Genomic DNA, 16,796 nt, shown 5'->3' with positions numbered 1-16,796 from the left:
ATCCAACCTACACTGAGCTTTTGTAGGCCTGATAAGACGCGTCAAGCGTCGCATCAGGCATGAAATAGATTACTTTTTGATTTCATACAGCGGCGTTTGACCCGCCACAACATGACCCTGGGCTTTAATGATCAGACCGCTGAAATCGTCGATATTGCTGCAAACCACCGGGCTAATCATCGAGCGGGCGTTAGCGTTCAGGTAATCCAGATCCATTTCCAGAATCGGTTGCCCTGCGCTTACCTGCGCGCCCTCTTCCACCAGACGTTTAAAGCCTTTACCTTCCAGCGCTACGGTGTCGATACCCATGTGGACGACGATCTCTGCGCCTTTTTCAGTTTCAAGGCAGAACGCGTGGTTGGTGTTGAAGATTTTCACGATGGTTCCCGCCGCTGGTGATACAACGATTTTATCCGTCGGTTTCACCGCCACACCGTCGCCCACGGCTTTGCTGGCGAACGCTTCGTCTGGCACCTGATCCAGTGCGACAACATCACCGGTAATTGGCGATACCAGCTCAGCGATAGACACTGCATTTGGTACTGCCTGTGGTTTTGCTGCCGGCGCGGCAGTTGCCGGAGCCGCTTCAGCAGAAGCAGCAGCTACCGGGCCACGAGCAACGACTTTCTTCATCGCATCACCGATAGATTCCGCTTTCGCACCAACAATCACCTGGATGGTCTGTTTGTTCAGTTTCACCACCCCAGAAGCACCCAGACGTTTACACATCGCATCGTTGACGCGGGCTGAGTCACCCACCGTCAGGCGCAGACGGGTAATACAGGCGTCAATCGCTTTCAGGTTGTCGCTACCGCCAACCGCAGCAATATAGTTGGTCGCCAGTTGAGTCAGACCTTCTTCAGTGTTGCTGTTGGCTTCTTCAGTAACAATTTCGTCTTCTTTATCTTCACGGCCTGGCGTTTTCAGGTTGAACATGCGGATAACTGCACTGAATACCACAAAGTAGATAACGAAGAAGATAACGCCCATCACCAGCAGCATCCAGACGTTCTGGCTGGCTGCCGGCAGGTTATACATCAACGCATAGTCGATGGCGCCCGCAGAGAAAGAGAAGCCCGCGTGAATACCCAGCAGCGTCGCCACAAACAGGCTGATACCGGTCAGCAGTGCGTGCAGGAGGTACAGCAACGGCGCAAGGAACATGAACAGGAATTCCAGCGGCTCGGTAACACCAGTCAGGAACGCGGTGATAGCAACGGAAAGCAGCATCCCGCCAACCATCGGACGACGCTCTTTCGGTGCTGCGAAGTACATCGCCAGTGCCGCACCCGGCAGACCAAACATCATGATCGGGAAGAAGCCGGACATGAACATCCCCGCAGTGCCGTCACCGGCATAGAAGCGGTTGATGTCGCCGTGGAAAACCGTCCCTGCCGCGTTGGTAAATTCACCAATCTGGAACCAGGCAATGGTGTTCAGCACCTGATGCAGACCAGTTGGGATCAGCAGACGGTTGATGAAACCAAAGATACCGGAACCCAGCGCGCCCGCAGAAACGATCCATTCACCACCAGCATGAATAGCGTGCTGCACCGGTGGCCAGACATAACCAAAAATAGCCGCCAATACCAGGCAGAAGAAGCCAGTGGCAATCGGCACAAAACGTTTGCCGCCGAAAAAGCTCAGGAAGTCCGGCAGTTTAATATCGGACCAACGGTTATAGGCTGCACCACCGACCAGGCCGGTAATGATACCCGCCAGTACACCCATATTGATTTCCGGGTTGATGGTCACCATCGCTTTGGTTAACACAAAGTAACCTACCGCACCCGCCAGCGCCGCCGCACCTGCGCTGTCTTTGGACCAGCTGGATGCCACGCCGATGGCGAAGATTAATGCGAGGTTATCAAAAATCGCGCCGCCCGCCTGGGCAATAAACGCAACGTTAAGTAAATCTGGCTGACCGAATCGCAGCAACAGCGCCGCCACCGGCAGTACTGCGATAGGGAGCTGTAACGCCCTACCGAGTCGCTGAAAAAACCCTAAAATATTCATCTTATTCCCCCTACGAGAACCCTATTTGGCTCGTTTAAAGCCGTTTTTTATTTTGCTGCAAACTGTACTGCCGATGTTCTGTAATCATATTGTTAGATCATCTGCTACAGAGTGTGTAAAAAATTAATTCGTACCGCAAATTAAACGCGTGTCTTTTGTGAGTTTTGTCACCAAATATCGTTATCATTACTCCCTTTTACTGGCTAAACCAGAAAACTTATTTTATCATTCAAAAAATCAGGTCGGATTGACGCCTCTCTGCGCAAATCCAGGTTACGCTTAAAGATGCCTAATCCGCCAACGGCTTACATTTTACTTATTGAGGTGAATAATGAGACTGATCCCCCTGACTACCGCTGAACAGGTCGGCAAATGGGCTGCTCGCCATATCGTTAATCGTATCAACGCGTTCAAACCGACTGCCGATCGTCCGTTCGTGCTCGGTCTGCCGACTGGCGGCACACCGATGACCACCTATAAAGCGTTAGTCGAAATGCATAAAGCAGGCCAGGTCAGCTTTAAGCACGTTGTCACCTTCAACATGGATGAATATGTCGGTCTGCCGAAAGAGCATCCGGAAAGTTACTACAGCTTTATGCACCGTAATTTCTTCGATCACGTTGATATTCCAGCAGAAAATATAAACCTTCTCAACGGTAACGCCCCGGATATCGACGCCGAGTGCCGCCAGTATGAAGAAAAAATCCGCTCTTACGGTAAAATTCATCTGTTTATGGGCGGCGTAGGTAACGACGGTCACATCGCATTTAACGAACCAGCCTCTTCTCTGGCTTCTCGCACCCGTATCAAAACCCTGACTCATGACACTCGCGTCGCGAACTCTCGTTTCTTTGATAACGATGTTAATCAGGTGCCAAAATATGCCCTGACTGTCGGTGTTGGTACATTGCTGGATGCCGAAGAAGTGATGATTCTGGTTCTGGGTAGCCAGAAAGCACTGGCGCTGCAAGCCGCAGTTGAAGGTTGCGTTAACCATATGTGGACCATCAGCTGTCTGCAACTGCATCCGAAAGCGATCATGGTGTGCGATGAACCTTCCACCATGGAGCTGAAAGTTAAGACCTTAAGATATTTCAATGAATTAGAAGCAGAAAATATCAAAGGTCTGTAATTATTATCCCTGCCCTGACACCTTGTTCAGGGCAATATTATCTTTAAAATCGGGGGTCGGAATGTATGCATTAACCCAGGGCCGGATCTTTACCGGTCACGAATTTCTTGATGACCACGCGGTTGTTATCGCTGATGGCCTGATTAAAAGTGTCTGTCCGGTAGCGGAACTGCCGCCAGAGATTGAACAGCGTTCACTGAACGGAGCCATTCTCTCCCCCGGTTTTATTGATGTGCAGTTAAACGGCTGCGGCGGCGTACAGTTCAACGATACTGCGGAAGCGGTAAGCGTTGAAACGCTGGAAATCATGCAAAAAGCCAATGAGAAATCTGGCTGTACTAACTATCTGCCAACGCTTATCACCACCAGCGATGACCTGATGAAACAGGGTGTGCGCGTAATGCGTGAGTACCTGGCAAACCATCCGAACCAGGCGCTAGGTTTGCATCTGGAAGGTCCGTGGCTGAACCTGGTGAAAAAAGGCACTCATAACCCGAACTTCGTGCGTAAACCCGATGCTGCGCTGGTTGATTTCCTGTGCGAAAACGCTGATGTGATTACTAAAGTTACCCTGGCACCGGAAATGGTTCCTGCGGAAGTGATCAGCAAACTGGCAAATGCCGGGATTGTAGTTTCTGCCGGTCACTCCAACGCAACACTGAAAGAAGCGAAAGCCGGTTTCCGCGCGGGGATTACCTTTGCCACCCATCTGTACAACGCGATGCCGTATATTACCGGTCGCGAGCCAGGTCTGGCGGGCGCGATCCTCGATGACGCCGACATTTATTGCGGTATTATTGCCGATGGCTTGCACGTTGATTACGCTAACATCCGCAACGCCAAGCGTCTGAAAGGCGACAAACTGTGTCTGGTCACCGACGCTACTGCACCAGCAGGCGCCAATATTGAACAGTTCATTTTTGCGGGTAAAACAATATACTACCGCAACGGACTTTGTGTGGATGAAAATGGTACGTTAAGCGGTTCATCCTTAACCATGATTGAAGGCGTGCGTAATCTGGTCGAACATTGCGGTATCGCACTGGATGAAGTTTTGCGTATGGCGACGCTCTACCCAGCACGTGCAATTGGCGTTGAAAAACGTCTCGGCACGCTCGCCGCAGGCAAAGTGGCCAACCTGACCGCATTCACACCTGATTTTAAAATCACTAAGACCATCGTTAATGGTAACGAGGTCGTAACTCAATAAGAGAAAGTATGACACCAGGCGGACAAGCTCAGATAGGTAATGTTGATCTCGTAAAACAGCTTAACAGCGCGGCGGTTTATCGCCTGATTGACCAGTTCGGGCCAATCTCGCGAATTCAGATTGCTGAGCAAAGCCAGCTTGCCCCCGCCAGCGTAACCAAAATTACACGTCAGCTTATCGAGCGCGGGCTGATCAAAGAAGTCGATCAGCAGGCCTCCACCGGAGGCCGCCGCGCTATCTCCATCGTCACTGAAACTCGTAATTTCCACGCTATCGGCGTACGACTTGGTCGTCACGATGCCACCATCACCCTGTTTGATCTCAGTAGCAAAGTGCTGGCAGAAGAACATTACCCGCTGCCTGAACGAACCCAGCAGACGCTGGAACATGCCCTGCTGAATGCCATTGCTCAGTTTATTGATAGCTACCAGCGCAAACTGCGCGAGCTGATCGCGATTTCCGTGATCCTGCCTGGGCTTGTTGACCCGGACAGCGGCAAAATTCATTACATGCCGCATATTCAGGTGGAAAACTGGGGGCTGGTAGAAGCACTGGAAGAGCGTTTTAAAGTGACCTGTTTTGTCGGCCACGATATCCGTAGTCTGGCGCTGGCAGAGCACTACTTCGGTGCAAGTCAGGATTGCGAAGACTCCATTCTGGTGCGAGTACATCGCGGAACCGGAGCCGGAATTATCTCTAACGGGCGCATTTTTATCGGTCGCAACGGCAACGTCGGTGAAATTGGTCATATTCAGGTCGAACCGCTGGGTGAACGCTGCCACTGCGGCAACTTTGGTTGTCTGGAAACTATCGCTGCCAACGCTGCCATTGAACAACGGGTGTTGAATCTGTTAAAGCAGGGCTACCAGAGTCGCGTGCCGCTGGACGATTGCACCATCAAAACTATCTGCAAAGCCGCGAACAAAGGTGACGGTCTGGCGTCGGAAGTGATTGAGTATGTCGGTCGTCATCTGGGTAAAACCATCGCCATTGCTATCAACTTATTTAATCCGCAAAAAATTGTTATTGCCGGTGAAATCACCGAAGCCGATAAAGTGCTGCTCCCTGCTATTGAAAGCTGCATTAATACCCAGGCGCTGAAGGCATTTCGCACTAATCTGCCGGTGGTACGTTCTGAGCTGGATCACCGCTCAGCAATCGGCGCTTTTGCGCTGGTAAAACGCGCCATGCTCAACGGTATTTTGCTCCAGCATTTGCTGGAAAATTAATGTGCTTTTATAGTGGCGCTTATTGTTGTCAATATTCTGGGTAGTCCATGACCATTAAAAATGTAATTTGCGATATCGACGGCGTGCTGATGCACGATAATGTCGCCGTACCAGGTGCAGCGGAATTTTTACACGGGATTATGGATAAAGGCCTGCCGCTGGTGTTGCTGACCAACTATCCTTCGCAGACCGGGCAAGATCTGGCGAACCGCTTTGCCACTGCTGGTGTCGATGTACCGGATAGCGTGTTTTATACCTCCGCGATGGCGACCGCCGATTTCCTGCGTCGCCAGGAAGGCAAGAAAGCGTATGTGGTGGGCGAAGGCGCACTGATTCATGAACTGTACAAAGCCGGTTTCACTATTACCGATGTGAACCCTGATTTTGTGATTGTTGGCGAAACGCGTTCCTACAACTGGGACATGATGCATAAAGCAGCCTATTTCGTCGCTAACGGTGCACGCTTTATCGCCACCAACCCGGACACCCACGGGCGCGGTTTTTATCCCGCCTGTGGCGCGTTGTGTGCAGGGATTGAGAAAATCTCCGGGCGCAAACCGTTCTATGTTGGAAAGCCGAGTCCGTGGATCATCCGCGCGGCATTAAACAAAATGCAGGCGCATTCGGAAGAAACGGTGATTGTCGGCGATAACTTGCGTACCGATATTCTGGCGGGCTTCCAGGCCGGTCTGGAGACGATTCTTGTGCTCTCTGGTGTTTCGTCGCTTGACGATATCGACAGTATGCCGTTCCGCCCAAGCTGGATTTACCCGTCAGTCGCTGAAATCGACGTTATCTGAATACCACCCACGTCTGCGGACGTGGTTGGCTCTGATGACAAACGCCAAACTGCCTGATGCGCTACGCTTATCAGGCCTACGCAGCTCCTGCAATATATTGAATATTCATGCTTTTGTAGGCCGGATAAGGCGTTCACGCCGCATCCGGCATGAACAAATCGCACTTTGTCAGCAATTTGGCCCCCGTAAAATATAACCATTCAATAAAACCCGCTAAAAATTATCGATTCATCAATAAACACGCCACCATACCCTACCCTTTTTCATCAATCAGCAATCACCATTACGTTTTTTATTTTTCTACCGCCAAATCGCTTGCGCACAGTGCTGCTTTGCGGCATTTTTTTAAACAAGCAAACACAACAAGCAACAAATACCAGGTTAACGGAGAAGGTTATGTGTTCAATTTTTGGCGTATTCGATATCAAAACAGACGCAGTTGAGCTGCGTAAGAAAGCACTCGAGCTGTCACGCCTGATGCGTCATCGTGGCCCGGACTGGTCCGGTATTTATGCCAGCGATAACGCCATTCTCGCTCACGAACGTCTGTCAATTGTTGACGTTAACGCGGGGGCGCAACCTCTCTACAACCAACAAAAAACCCACGTACTGGCGGTAAACGGTGAAATCTACAACCACCAGGCATTGCGCGCTGAATATGGTGATCGTTACCAGTTCCAGACCGGGTCTGACTGCGAAGTGATCCTCGCGCTATATCAGGAAAAAGGGGCGGAATTTCTTGACGATTTGCAGGGCATGTTTGCCTTTGCCCTGTACGACAGCGAAAAAGATGCATACCTGATTGGTCGCGACCATCTGGGGATCATCCCGCTGTATATGGGCTATGACGAACACGGTCAGCTGTATGTGGCCTCAGAAATGAAAGCCCTCGTGCCGGTTTGCCGCACGATTAAAGAGTTCCCGGCGGGGAGCTATTTGTGGAGTCAGGACGGCGAAATCCGTTCTTATTATCACCGTGACTGGTTCGACTACGATGCGGTGAAAGATAACGTGACCGACAAAAACGAGCTACGTCAGGCACTGGAAGATTCCGTGAAAAGCCATCTGATGTCTGATGTGCCTTACGGTGTGCTGCTCTCTGGTGGTCTGGATTCCTCAATTATTTCCGCTATCACCAAGAAATACGCCGCCCGTCGCGTGGAAGATCAGGAACGTTCCGAAGCCTGGTGGCCGCAGTTGCACTCTTTTGCCGTGGGTCTGCCGGGTTCACCGGATCTGAAAGCGGCACAGGAAGTGGCAAACCATCTGGGTACTGTACATCATGAAATTCACTTCACCGTACAGGAAGGTCTCGATGCCATCCGCGACGTGATTTACCACATCGAAACGTATGACGTGACGACTATTCGTGCTTCAACACCGATGTATTTAATGTCGCGTAAGATCAAGGCGATGGGCATTAAAATGGTGCTGTCCGGTGAAGGTTCTGACGAAGTGTTTGGTGGTTATCTTTATTTCCACAAAGCACCAAACGCCAAAGAGCTGCATGAAGAGACAGTACGTAAACTGCTGGCTCTACATATGTATGACTGCGCGCGCGCCAACAAAGCGATGTCAGCCTGGGGCGTGGAAGCGCGCGTTCCGTTCCTCGACAAGAAATTCCTCGATGTGGCAATGCGCATTAACCCACAGGATAAAATGTGCGGCAACGGCAAAATGGAAAAACACATCCTGCGTGAATGTTTTGAATCGTATTTGCCCGCAAGCGTGGCCTGGCGGCAGAAAGAGCAGTTCTCGGATGGCGTCGGTTATAGCTGGATCGACACTCTGAAAGAAGTGGCAACGCAGCAGGTTTCTGATCAACAACTGGAAACCGCCCGCTTCCGCTTCCCGTACAACACACCGACCTCAAAAGAAGCGTATCTGTACCGGGAAATCTTTGAAGAATTGTTCCCGCTTCCGAGCGCCGCTGAGTGCGTACCGGGCGGCCCATCCGTCGCCTGTTCTTCTGCCAAAGCGATCGAGTGGGATGAAGCGTTCAAGAAAATGGACGATCCTTCTGGTCGCGCGGTCGGCGTTCACCAGTCGGCATATAAATAAGAAGTGTATTAACGCCCCGGAGAATTCCGGGGCAATTTCAGTTACTGGGGAGCTTGCTGATTCTGATACGCAGTGAGGAAATGTTCCGGATTTGCTACATCACTGTTTGACAATTCATCACTGTAGGCCAGTACTTCATAGATTAATTTCCCACCACTATTGTTGAATTCCGAATTTCATCCTGTACGACAAAAGAATGGCTGTAGGGTGGGGAAAAAACACAAAGTAAACAATAATTGACGAATATAGCGCCACGCTGTTCGCAACCTAACCAAACAGTCACTTTCGAGCAATTTTCCTTGAAAAAGAGGTTGACGCTGCAAGGCTCTATACGCATAATGCGCCCCGCAACGCCGATAAGGTATCGCGAAAAAAAGATGGCTACGTAGCTCAGTTGGTTAGAGCACATCACTCATAATGATGGGGTCACAGGTTCGAATCCCGTCGTAGCCACCATCTTTTTTTGCGGGAGTGGCGAAATTGGTAGACGCACCAGATTTAGGTTCTGGCGCCGCAAGGTGTGCGAGTTCAAGTCTCGCCTCCCGCACCATTCACCAGAAAGCGTTGTACGGATGGGGTATCGCCAAGCGGTAAGGCACCGGTTTTTGATACCGGCATTCCCTGGTTCGAATCCAGGTACCCCAGCCATATTCTTCGAGTAAGCGGTTCACCGCCCGGTTATTGGGGTATCGCCAAGCGGTAAGGCACCGGTTTTTGATACCGGCATTCCCTGGTTCGAATCCAGGTACCCCAGCCATCGAAGAAACAATCTGGCTACGTAGCTCAGTTGGTTAGAGCACATCACTCATAATGATGGGGTCACAGGTTCGAATCCCGTCGTAGCCACCAAATTCTGAATGTGTCGAATACGTTCGGCAAATTCAAAAACAAATTTGTTGGGGTATCGCCAAGCGGTAAGGCACCGGATTCTGATTCCGGCATTCCGAGGTTCGAATCCTCGTACCCCAGCCAATTTATTCAAGTCGCTTACTTTGTAAGTGCGCCCTGTTGGGGTATCGCCAAGCGGTAAGGCACCGGATTCTGATTCCGGCATTCCGAGGTTCGAATCCTCGTACCCCAGCCAATTTATTCAAGTCGCTTACTTTGTAAGTGCGCCCTGTTGGGGTATCGCCAAGCGGTAAGGCACCGGATTCTGATTCCGGCATTCCGAGGTTCGAATCCTCGTACCCCAGCCACATTAAAAAAGCTCGCTTCGGCGAGCTTTTTGTTTTTCTGCGTATATTCAATGTCGAATGCGATGTTGACACGTCTTATCCTTCAATGTCGGATGCGACGCTGCCGCGTCTTATCCGACCTACGGTTGGCATGCATCCGGCAATGTTGTAAGGCTATAATCCTAACGCATATTTCAGCGCCTGACGTTTCAGTACGCCCGCACGCTCCGCCGCCATTAACCCGAGATTACGCACAAAACGCAGCGGCGGCAGATTATTGCTGAATCCGGCATAAAACAGATCCATACCGCTTTGCATAATGAAGTTATCCGCCATGCGCCGCATCTGGTAACGTTTGAGGATCGGATAACTGGCCCACGCTTCGCCGTAGCTGCGGGCGTTCACCAGAACGTCAATCAGGGCATCGACATCACGATAACCAAGATTCACCCCCTGCCCCGCCAGCGGATGGATGGTATGCGCGGCATCGCCCACCAGCGCAAGCCCTGGCTGCACATACTGCAACGCATGGCGACGCGTCAGCGGAAACGCACCAGCGGCAAGCGGTGTCACATAACCCAGACGCGACGGGAAATGCTTCGCGATTTCCGTCTGGAGCTGCGCCATATTCATATTCTGCAACTGGCGAATACGCGCCGGAGAGTCATACCACACCAGCGATGCCCAGTTATCAAACAACGGCAGAAACGCACGCGGTCCGTCCGGGGTAAATTGCTGCCAGGTGCTGTCGCCGGGATCGTTCTCACACTGTACGCTAATCAACATACACGACTGCGCATACTGCCAGGCATGAACGCCAATTCCCGCCATCTGCCGCACCTGCGAATTTGCGCCGTCGGCACCAATCACCAGCTTCGCGCGGATCGTTTCACCGCCCTTCAGTTCCAGCTCCTGAAGATCATTATGGCGATGCAGCGCAATCAGCGAGGTAGGTACACGTAACGTTACTTTCGGATGCGCTTCCAGCGCCTGCCACAGCGCCTGTTGCAGGACGGTGTTTTCCACCATATAGCCCAGCAACGGCAGCTTTAATTCAGCTGCGTCAAACACCACATGCGCGGTTTCCCACTCCCAGGTTTCCAGTCTGCGATAAGGATGGCAACGCATGGCCTGTACCGCATCCCAGACGCCTAAACCTTTAAGCAATGATACCGAAGCCGCGCTGATCGCTGAGATCCGCACGTCCGGCTCACTACCTGCGACAAACGGTGCAGGTTCGGCATGTTCGATAACCGTTACCGTAAATCCGTGCTGTGCCAGTCCCAGCGCCAGTGCGCCACCGACCATTCCTCCGCCGACAATGGCAATTTCCGTTGGTTGATTTGTCATGGTCAATCATCCTGTTAGCAATATGCTTTAAGTTTACAGGATTTTTACCCCCAAGGGCTGATAACGCTCATACTGGTCACAACGGCAGCAAAGCATTACACTATGCGCCCTGCATTCCTGGCTACTATTTCGCAAGAGCAAGTCGATGACCAAAAAACTCCATATTAAAACCTGGGGCTGTCAGATGAACGAGTACGATTCATCGAAGATGGCCGATCTGCTGGATGCCACCCACGGCTATCAACTGACCGACGTGGCGGAAGAAGCGGATGTGCTGCTGCTGAACACCTGCTCAATCCGCGAGAAGGCTCAGGAAAAAGTCTTCCATCAGTTGGGTCGCTGGAAACTGTTAAAAGAGAAGAATCCAGACCTGATTATCGGCGTCGGTGGCTGCGTGGCATCGCAAGAAGGCGAGCACATTCGCCAGCGCGCCCACTATGTCGATATAATTTTTGGGCCGCAAACGCTGCACCGTCTGCCGGAGATGATCAACTCTGTGCGCGGCGACCGCAGCCCGGTTGTAGATATCAGCTTCCCGGAAATTGAGAAGTTTGACCGTCTGCCGGAACCGCGCGCCGAAGGGCCGACCGCATTTGTCTCCATCATGGAAGGCTGCAATAAATATTGCACCTACTGCGTGGTGCCTTACACCCGTGGTGAAGAGGTAAGCCGTCCATCCGACGATATTCTGTTTGAGATTGCCCAGCTTGCGGCTCAGGGCGTGCGTGAAGTCAACCTGCTCGGTCAGAACGTGAACGCCTGGCGTGGTGAAAACTACGACGGCACCACTGGATCGTTTGCCGATCTGCTGCGTCTGGTTGCAGCGATCGACGGGATCGATCGTATTCGCTTTACCACCAGCCATCCAATCGAATTCACCGACGATATCATCGAAGTGTATCGCGACACGCCGGAGCTGGTGAGCTTCCTGCATCTGCCGGTACAGAGCGGTTCCGATCGCATTCTGAACCTGATGGGTCGTACCCATACGGCGCTGGAGTACAAAGCGATCATCCGTAAACTGCGTGCGGCGCGTCCGGATATTCAGATCAGTTCTGACTTCATCGTTGGCTTCCCTGGCGAAACCACCGAAGACTTCGAGAAAACGATGAAGCTGATTGCCGACGTCAATTTCGACATGAGCTACAGCTTTATCTTCTCTGCACGTCCGGGTACACCAGCCGCCGATATGGTTGATGATGTTCCGGAAGAAGAGAAGAAACAGCGTCTGTATATTCTGCAAGAACGTATCAATCAGCAAGCGATGGCATGGAGCCGCCGGATGCTCGGCACCACCCAGCGTATTCTGGTAGAAGGTACATCGCGTAAGAGCATCATGGAGCTTTCTGGTCGTACTGAAAATAACCGCGTGGTTAACTTCGAAGGCACGCCGGATATGATCGGTAAATTCGTCGATGTAGAAATTACCGACGTCTACCCGAACTCCCTGCGCGGTAAAGTGGTACGTACCGAAGAGGAAATGGGTCTGCGTGTGGCAGAAACGCCGGAATCGGTGATTGCCCGTACTCGCAAAGAAAACGACCTTGGCGTGGGTTATTATCAGCCGTAATTCTCAGGCCCGCCGTTCCGGTGGGCCTTGTTTTTTCTCTCTTTATCCCCATCTTTATCGCAATGCTTGCGCCTTTTTCCTGTGGCGTGAATAATTTCCTTATAGGCCGGTGAATGTTCAGCTTCCGGCGGCATACAGATAAGAGGAACGGTTTGAACATAGACACTCGCGAAATCACCCTGGAGCCAGCAGACAATGCGCGTCTGTTGAGCCTGTGCGGCCCGTTTGATGACAACATCAAACAACTCGAACACCGTCTCGGCATCGAGATCAATCGCCGCGATAACCACTTTAAACTGACCGGCCGTCCGATTTGCGTCACCGCTGCGGCAGACATTCTGCGTAGCCTGTATGTCGATACAGCCCCGATGCGCGGTCAGATTCAGGATATCGAACCGGAACAGATCCACCTTGCGATTAAAGAAGCGCGGGTACTGGAGCAAAGCGCGGAGAGCGTGCCGGAGTACGGCAAAGCGGTCAATATCAAAACCAAACGCGGCGTAATCAAGCCGCGCACGCCAAACCAGGCGCAGTACATCGCCAATATTCTCGACCATGACATCACCTTCGGCGTTGGCCCGGCGGGTACGGGTAAAACCTACCTGGCAGTGGCTGCGGCAGTTGATGCCCTGGAGCGTCAGGAAATTCGCCGTATTCTGCTGACTCGTCCGGCGGTAGAAGCCGGTGAGAAACTGGGCTTCCTGCCTGGCGATTTAAGCCAGAAAGTAGACCCGTATTTGCGCCCGCTGTACGACGCGCTGTTTGAAATGCTGGGCTTTGAGAAAGTTGAGAAACTGATTGAGCGCAACGTTATTGAAGTCGCGCCGCTGGCCTATATGCGTGGCCGTACGCTGAACGACGCGTTTATCATTCTCGATGAAAGCCAGAACACCACCATCGAACAGATGAAGATGTTCCTGACCCGTATCGGTTTTAACTCAAAAGCGGTTATCACCGGCGACGTCACACAGATCGACCTGCCGCGTAATACTAAATCAGGTTTGCGTCATGCCATCGAAGTGCTGGCCGATGTCGAAGAGATCAGCTTTAACTTCTTCCACAGCGAAGACGTGGTTCGTCACCCGGTGGTGGCGCGTATCGTTAACGCTTATGAAGCCTGGGAAGAAGCCGAACAAAAACGTAAAGCGGCGCTGGCAGCAGAACGCAAGCGCGAAGAACAGGAACAAAAATGAGTCAGGTGATCCTCGATTTACAACTGGCATGTGAAGATAATTCCGGGTTACCGGAAGAGAGCCAGTTTCAGACATGGCTGAATGCGGTGATCCCGCAGTTTCAGGAAGAATCGGAAGTGACGATTCGCGTGGTCGATACCGCCGAAAGCCACAGTCTGAATCTGACCTATCGCGGTAAGGATAAGCCGACCAACGTGCTCTCCTTCCCGTTTGAAGTGCCGCCTGGCATGGAGATGTCGCTGCTGGGCGATCTGGTTATCTGCCGTCAGGTGGTTGAGAAGGAAGCACAGGAGCAAGGCAAACCACTGGAGGCGCACTGGGCGCATATGGTGGTGCACGGCAGTCTGCATTTGTTAGGTTACGATCATATCGAAGATGACGAAGCAGAAGAGATGGAAGCCCTCGAAACAGAGATTATGCTTGCTCTGGGCTATGAGGATCCGTACATTGCCGAGAAAGAGTAATTTGCCAGGCATTTGACTGGCAGACGTCCCCGCCGTTGGTGATTAACGACGGCGTTTTGATTAACTAACATGAGAACCCATACGACGCCATGAGCGACGACAATTCACACAGTAGTGACACGATAAGCAACAAGAAGGGATTTTTCTCCCTGTTACTCAGCCAACTTTTCCACGGTGAACCGAAAAACCGTGACGAACTGCTGGCGCTGATCCGTGATTCCGGGCAGAACGACCTTATCGATGAAGATACGCGCGATATGCTCGAAGGAGTGATGGACATCGCAGACCAACGCGTCCGCGACATCATGATCCCCCGCTCCCAGATGATTACCCTGAAACGCAACCAGACGCTGGACGAATGCCTTGATGTCATCATCGAGTCTGCCCACTCACGTTTCCCGGTGATTAGCGAAGACAAAGATCACATTGAAGGGATTCTGATGGCGAAAGACTTGCTGCCGTTTATGCGCAGCGATGCCGAAGCCTTCAGCATGGACAAAGTGTTACGTCAGGCGGTTGTCGTTCCTGAAAGTAAGCGCGTAGACCGGATGCTGAAAGAGTTTCGCTCTCAGCGTTACCACATGGCGATCGTCATTGACGAATTCGGTGGTGTTTCCGGTCTGGTGACCATTGAAGACATCCTGGAACTGATTGTTGGTGAGATTGAAGACGAGTATGACGAAGAAGATGATATCGACTTCCGTCAGCTGAGTCGTCATACCTGGACCGTGCGCGCACTGGCTTCCATTGAAGACTTCAACGAAGCGTTCGGCACTCACTTTAGCGATGAAGAGGTCGACACTATCGGTGGTCTGGTGATGCAGGCGTTTGGGCATCTTCCGGCACGTGGTGAAACCATCGACATCGACGGTTACCAGTTCAAAGTGGCGATGGCTGACAGTCGGCGTATTATTCAGGTTCATGTCAAAATCCCGGATGACTCACCCCAGCCGAAGCTGGATGAATAAAACCGAAACTGGATAGATAACTACATGGCTTTTGCCTCATTAATTGAACGCCAGCGCATTCGCCTGCTGCTGGCGTTATTATTCGGTGCCTGCGGAACGCTGGCCTTCTCTCCTTACGACGTCTGGCCTACGGCGATTATTTCGCTGATGGGGCTTCAGGCGCTGACCTTTAACCGCCGTCCACTCCAGTCTGCCGCTATTGGCTTTTGCTGGGGATTTGGTCTCTTTGGCAGCGGTATTAACTGGGTCTATGTCAGCATCGCGACCTTTGGCGGGATGCCTGGCCCGGTTAACATCTTCCTGGTGGTGCTGCTGGCGGCGTATTTGTCGCTGTATACCGGACTGTTTGCTGGCGTGCTGTCGCGTCTGTGGCCAAAAACCACCTGGTTGCGCGTAGCCATTGCGGCTCCTGCCCTCTGGCAAGTGACCGAGTTTCTGCGCGGTTGGGTGCTGACTGGCTTCCCGTGGTTACAGTTCGGCTATAGCCAGATTGACGGCCCGTTAAAAGGGCTGGCACCGATAATGGGCGTGGAAGCCATTAACTTCCTGCTGATGATGGTAAGCGGCCTGCTGGCGCTGGCGTTGGTCAAACGCAACTGGCGTCCGCTGGTGGTGGCCGTCGTGCTGTTCGCACTTCCCTTCCCGCTGCGTTACATCCTGTGGTTTACCCCGCAACCGGAGAAAACCATTCAGGTTTCGATGGTTCAGGGCGATATTCCGCAATCGCTGAAATGGGACGAAGGCCAGCTTCTTAATACGCTGAAGATTTACTACAACGCAACGGCACCGCTGATGGGCAAATCATCGTTGATTATCTGGCCGGAGTCGGCGATAACCGATCTGGAAATTAATCAGCAACCGTTCCTCAAAGCACTGGACGGTGAGTTGCGCGATAAAGGTAGCTCGCTGGTAACCGGGATTGTTGACGCGCGTCTCAATAAACAGAACCGCTACGATACCTACAACACCATCATCACGCTGGGTAAAGGTGCACCATACAGCTACGAATCAGCCGATCGCTATAACAAAAACCATCTGGTGCCATTTGGCGAGTTTGTCCCGCTGGAGTCGATTCTGCGTCCGTTAGCGCCGTTCTTTGATCTGCCGATGTCCTCATTCAGCCGTGGACCATATATCCAGCCGCCGCTGTCGGTAAATGGTATTGAGCTGACTGCGGCTATTTGCTACGAGATCATTCTCGGCGAGCAAGTGCGCGATAACTTCCGCCCGGATACCGACTATCTGCTGACTATCTCCAACGATGCGTGGTTCGGCAAGTCTATTGGCCCGTGGCAGCACTTCCAGATGGCGCGAATGCGTGCGCTGGAGCTGGCGCGCCCACTGTTGCGCAGCACCAACAACGGCATTACAGCGGTGATTGGCCCGCAGGGTGAGATTCAGGCGATGATCCCGCAGTTCACCCGCGAGGTGTTAACCACTCACGTGACGCCGACCACCGGACTCACACCTTACGCACGTACCGGCAACTGGCCGCTGTGGGTGCTGACGGCACTGTTTGGTTTTGCCGCTGTGTTGATGAGCCTGCGTCAGCGACGTAAATAACCCCTTCTTATCGTGCCGGAATACATCCCGTATTTCGGCACGCTCGCCGGATGCGGCATCAGTGC

Annotated in this window: 12 protein-coding genes and 8 tRNA genes; 18 read left to right on the top strand and 2 right to left on the bottom strand. The window is 52.2% G+C overall.

The genetic code is table 11. The features are described 5' to 3' along the window. Nucleotides 1-69: 69 nt before the first annotated feature. Complete coding sequence (gene nagE / locus A7Z29_RS04220) at nucleotides 70-2,016, bottom strand: PTS N-acetyl glucosamine transporter subunit IIABC (RefSeq protein ID WP_085460516.1); 1,947 nt, start codon at nucleotides 2,014-2,016, stop codon at nucleotides 70-72. A gap of 331 nt (nucleotides 2,017-2,347) precedes the next feature. Between nagE and nagB the strand changes: the two genes are divergently transcribed. The 13 genes from nagB to A7Z29_RS04145 all read left to right on the top strand — a co-directional run bounded on the left by nagB (nucleotide 2,348) and on the right by A7Z29_RS04145 (nucleotide 9,644). Beyond that, a complete protein-coding gene (nagB, locus tag A7Z29_RS04215) occupies nucleotides 2,348-3,148 on the top strand; it encodes a glucosamine-6-phosphate deaminase (protein WP_001237072.1) in 801 nt (266 codons plus the stop codon). Between the two features lie 61 nt (nucleotides 3,149-3,209). Further along, nucleotides 3,210-4,358, top strand: coding sequence for an N-acetylglucosamine-6-phosphate deacetylase (gene nagA, locus A7Z29_RS04210; protein WP_000271146.1), 1,149 nt, complete (start codon nucleotides 3,210-3,212; stop codon nucleotides 4,356-4,358). Nucleotides 4,359-4,366: 8 nt separating this feature from the next. Then, complete coding sequence (gene nagC, locus A7Z29_RS04205; RefSeq protein WP_000187570.1) at nucleotides 4,367-5,587, top strand: DNA-binding transcriptional regulator NagC; 1,221 nt, start codon at nucleotides 4,367-4,369, stop codon at nucleotides 5,585-5,587. A gap of 47 nt (nucleotides 5,588-5,634) precedes the next feature. Continuing rightward, nucleotides 5,635-6,387 carry a ribonucleotide monophosphatase NagD gene (gene nagD / locus A7Z29_RS04200; RefSeq protein WP_000153129.1) on the top strand — a complete coding sequence of 251 codons (753 nt, stop codon included), beginning with the start codon at nucleotides 5,635-5,637 and terminating at the stop codon, nucleotides 6,385-6,387. Nucleotides 6,388-6,783: 396 nt separating this feature from the next. Then, nucleotides 6,784-8,448 (top strand): asparagine synthase B, encoded by a 1,665-nt coding sequence (gene asnB, locus A7Z29_RS04190; RefSeq protein WP_105289826.1) that lies wholly within the window; start codon nucleotides 6,784-6,786, stop codon nucleotides 8,446-8,448. Nucleotides 8,449-8,827: 379 nt separating this feature from the next. Beyond that, a tRNA-Met gene (locus A7Z29_RS04180) sits at nucleotides 8,828-8,904 on the top strand. Nucleotides 8,905-8,913: 9 nt separating this feature from the next. Beyond that, nucleotides 8,914-8,998 (top strand) — tRNA-Leu (locus tag A7Z29_RS04175). A gap of 23 nt (nucleotides 8,999-9,021) precedes the next feature. Then, nucleotides 9,022-9,096, top strand: a tRNA-Gln gene (locus tag A7Z29_RS04170). A 34-nt stretch (nucleotides 9,097-9,130) separates the two neighbouring features. Further along, nucleotides 9,131-9,205 (top strand) — tRNA-Gln (locus tag A7Z29_RS04165). Between the two features lie 15 nt (nucleotides 9,206-9,220). Beyond that, nucleotides 9,221-9,297 (top strand) — tRNA-Met (locus A7Z29_RS04160). 48 nt (nucleotides 9,298-9,345) lie between these two features. Further along, nucleotides 9,346-9,420 (top strand) — tRNA-Gln (locus A7Z29_RS04155). Nucleotides 9,421-9,457: 37 nt separating this feature from the next. Further along, nucleotides 9,458-9,532, top strand: a tRNA-Gln gene (locus A7Z29_RS04150). A 37-nt stretch (nucleotides 9,533-9,569) separates the two neighbouring features. Beyond that, nucleotides 9,570-9,644, top strand: a tRNA-Gln gene (locus tag A7Z29_RS04145). A gap of 153 nt (nucleotides 9,645-9,797) precedes the next feature. Here A7Z29_RS04145 and ubiF read toward each other — a convergent pair. Next, nucleotides 9,798-10,973, bottom strand: a complete 1,176-nt coding sequence (ubiF, locus tag A7Z29_RS04140) for a 3-demethoxyubiquinol 3-hydroxylase (protein WP_105289825.1) — start codon at nucleotides 10,971-10,973, stop codon at nucleotides 9,798-9,800. Nucleotides 10,974-11,118: 145 nt separating this feature from the next. Here ubiF and miaB point away from each other — a divergent pair, with 145 nt between their 5' ends. The 5 genes from miaB (at nucleotide 11,119) to lnt (ending at nucleotide 16,731) form a co-directional block, all read left to right on the top strand. Further along, complete coding sequence (gene miaB / locus A7Z29_RS04135; protein ID WP_000162741.1) at nucleotides 11,119-12,543, top strand: tRNA (N6-isopentenyl adenosine(37)-C2)-methylthiotransferase MiaB; 1,425 nt, start codon at nucleotides 11,119-11,121, stop codon at nucleotides 12,541-12,543. A 152-nt stretch (nucleotides 12,544-12,695) separates the two neighbouring features. Next, nucleotides 12,696-13,736: a PhoH family protein gene (locus A7Z29_RS04130; protein WP_186186865.1), complete on the top strand. Its 1,041-nt coding sequence runs from the start codon at nucleotides 12,696-12,698 to the stop codon at nucleotides 13,734-13,736. Further along, complete coding sequence (ybeY, locus tag A7Z29_RS04125) at nucleotides 13,733-14,200, top strand: rRNA maturation RNase YbeY (RefSeq protein ID WP_000084469.1); 468 nt, start codon at nucleotides 13,733-13,735, stop codon at nucleotides 14,198-14,200. The genes A7Z29_RS04130 and ybeY overlap by 4 nt, the downstream gene beginning before the upstream one ends. 89 nt (nucleotides 14,201-14,289) lie before the next feature. Further along, entirely contained in the window at nucleotides 14,290-15,168 is an 879-nt protein-coding gene (gene corC, locus A7Z29_RS04120) for a CNNM family magnesium/cobalt transport protein CorC (RefSeq protein ID WP_001278605.1), read from the top strand. Nucleotides 15,169-15,192: 24 nt separating this feature from the next. Beyond that, nucleotides 15,193-16,731, top strand: coding sequence for an apolipoprotein N-acyltransferase (gene lnt / locus A7Z29_RS04115; RefSeq protein WP_105289823.1), 1,539 nt, complete (start codon nucleotides 15,193-15,195; stop codon nucleotides 16,729-16,731). The last annotated feature ends 65 nt before the right edge of the window (nucleotides 16,732-16,796 follow it).

This window comes from Escherichia sp. MOD1-EC6842 (assembly GCF_002965705.1).
Lineage (GTDB): Bacteria > Pseudomonadota > Gammaproteobacteria > Enterobacterales > Enterobacteriaceae > Escherichia > Escherichia ruysiae.
This window is presented reverse-complemented; position numbering and strand designations above follow the sequence as displayed.

Coding starts and splice junctions, on each gene's coding strand:
- nagE (WP_085460516.1), bottom strand. CDS start 2,016: ATGAATATTTTAGGGTTTTTTCAGCGACTCGGTAGGGCGTTACAGCTC.
- nagB (WP_001237072.1), top strand. CDS start 2,348: ATGAGACTGATCCCCCTGACTACCGCTGAACAGGTCGGCAAATGGGCT.
- nagA (WP_000271146.1), top strand. CDS start 3,210: ATGTATGCATTAACCCAGGGCCGGATCTTTACCGGTCACGAATTTCTT.
- nagC (WP_000187570.1), top strand. CDS start 4,367: ATGACACCAGGCGGACAAGCTCAGATAGGTAATGTTGATCTCGTAAAA.
- nagD (WP_000153129.1), top strand. CDS start 5,635: ATGACCATTAAAAATGTAATTTGCGATATCGACGGCGTGCTGATGCAC.
- asnB (WP_105289826.1), top strand. CDS start 6,784: ATGTGTTCAATTTTTGGCGTATTCGATATCAAAACAGACGCAGTTGAG.
- ubiF (WP_105289825.1), bottom strand. CDS start 10,973: ATGACAAATCAACCAACGGAAATTGCCATTGTCGGCGGAGGAATGGTC.
- miaB (WP_000162741.1), top strand. CDS start 11,119: ATGACCAAAAAACTCCATATTAAAACCTGGGGCTGTCAGATGAACGAG.
- ybeY (WP_000084469.1), top strand. CDS start 13,733: ATGAGTCAGGTGATCCTCGATTTACAACTGGCATGTGAAGATAATTCC.
- corC (WP_001278605.1), top strand. CDS start 14,290: ATGAGCGACGACAATTCACACAGTAGTGACACGATAAGCAACAAGAAG.
- lnt (WP_105289823.1), top strand. CDS start 15,193: ATGGCTTTTGCCTCATTAATTGAACGCCAGCGCATTCGCCTGCTGCTG.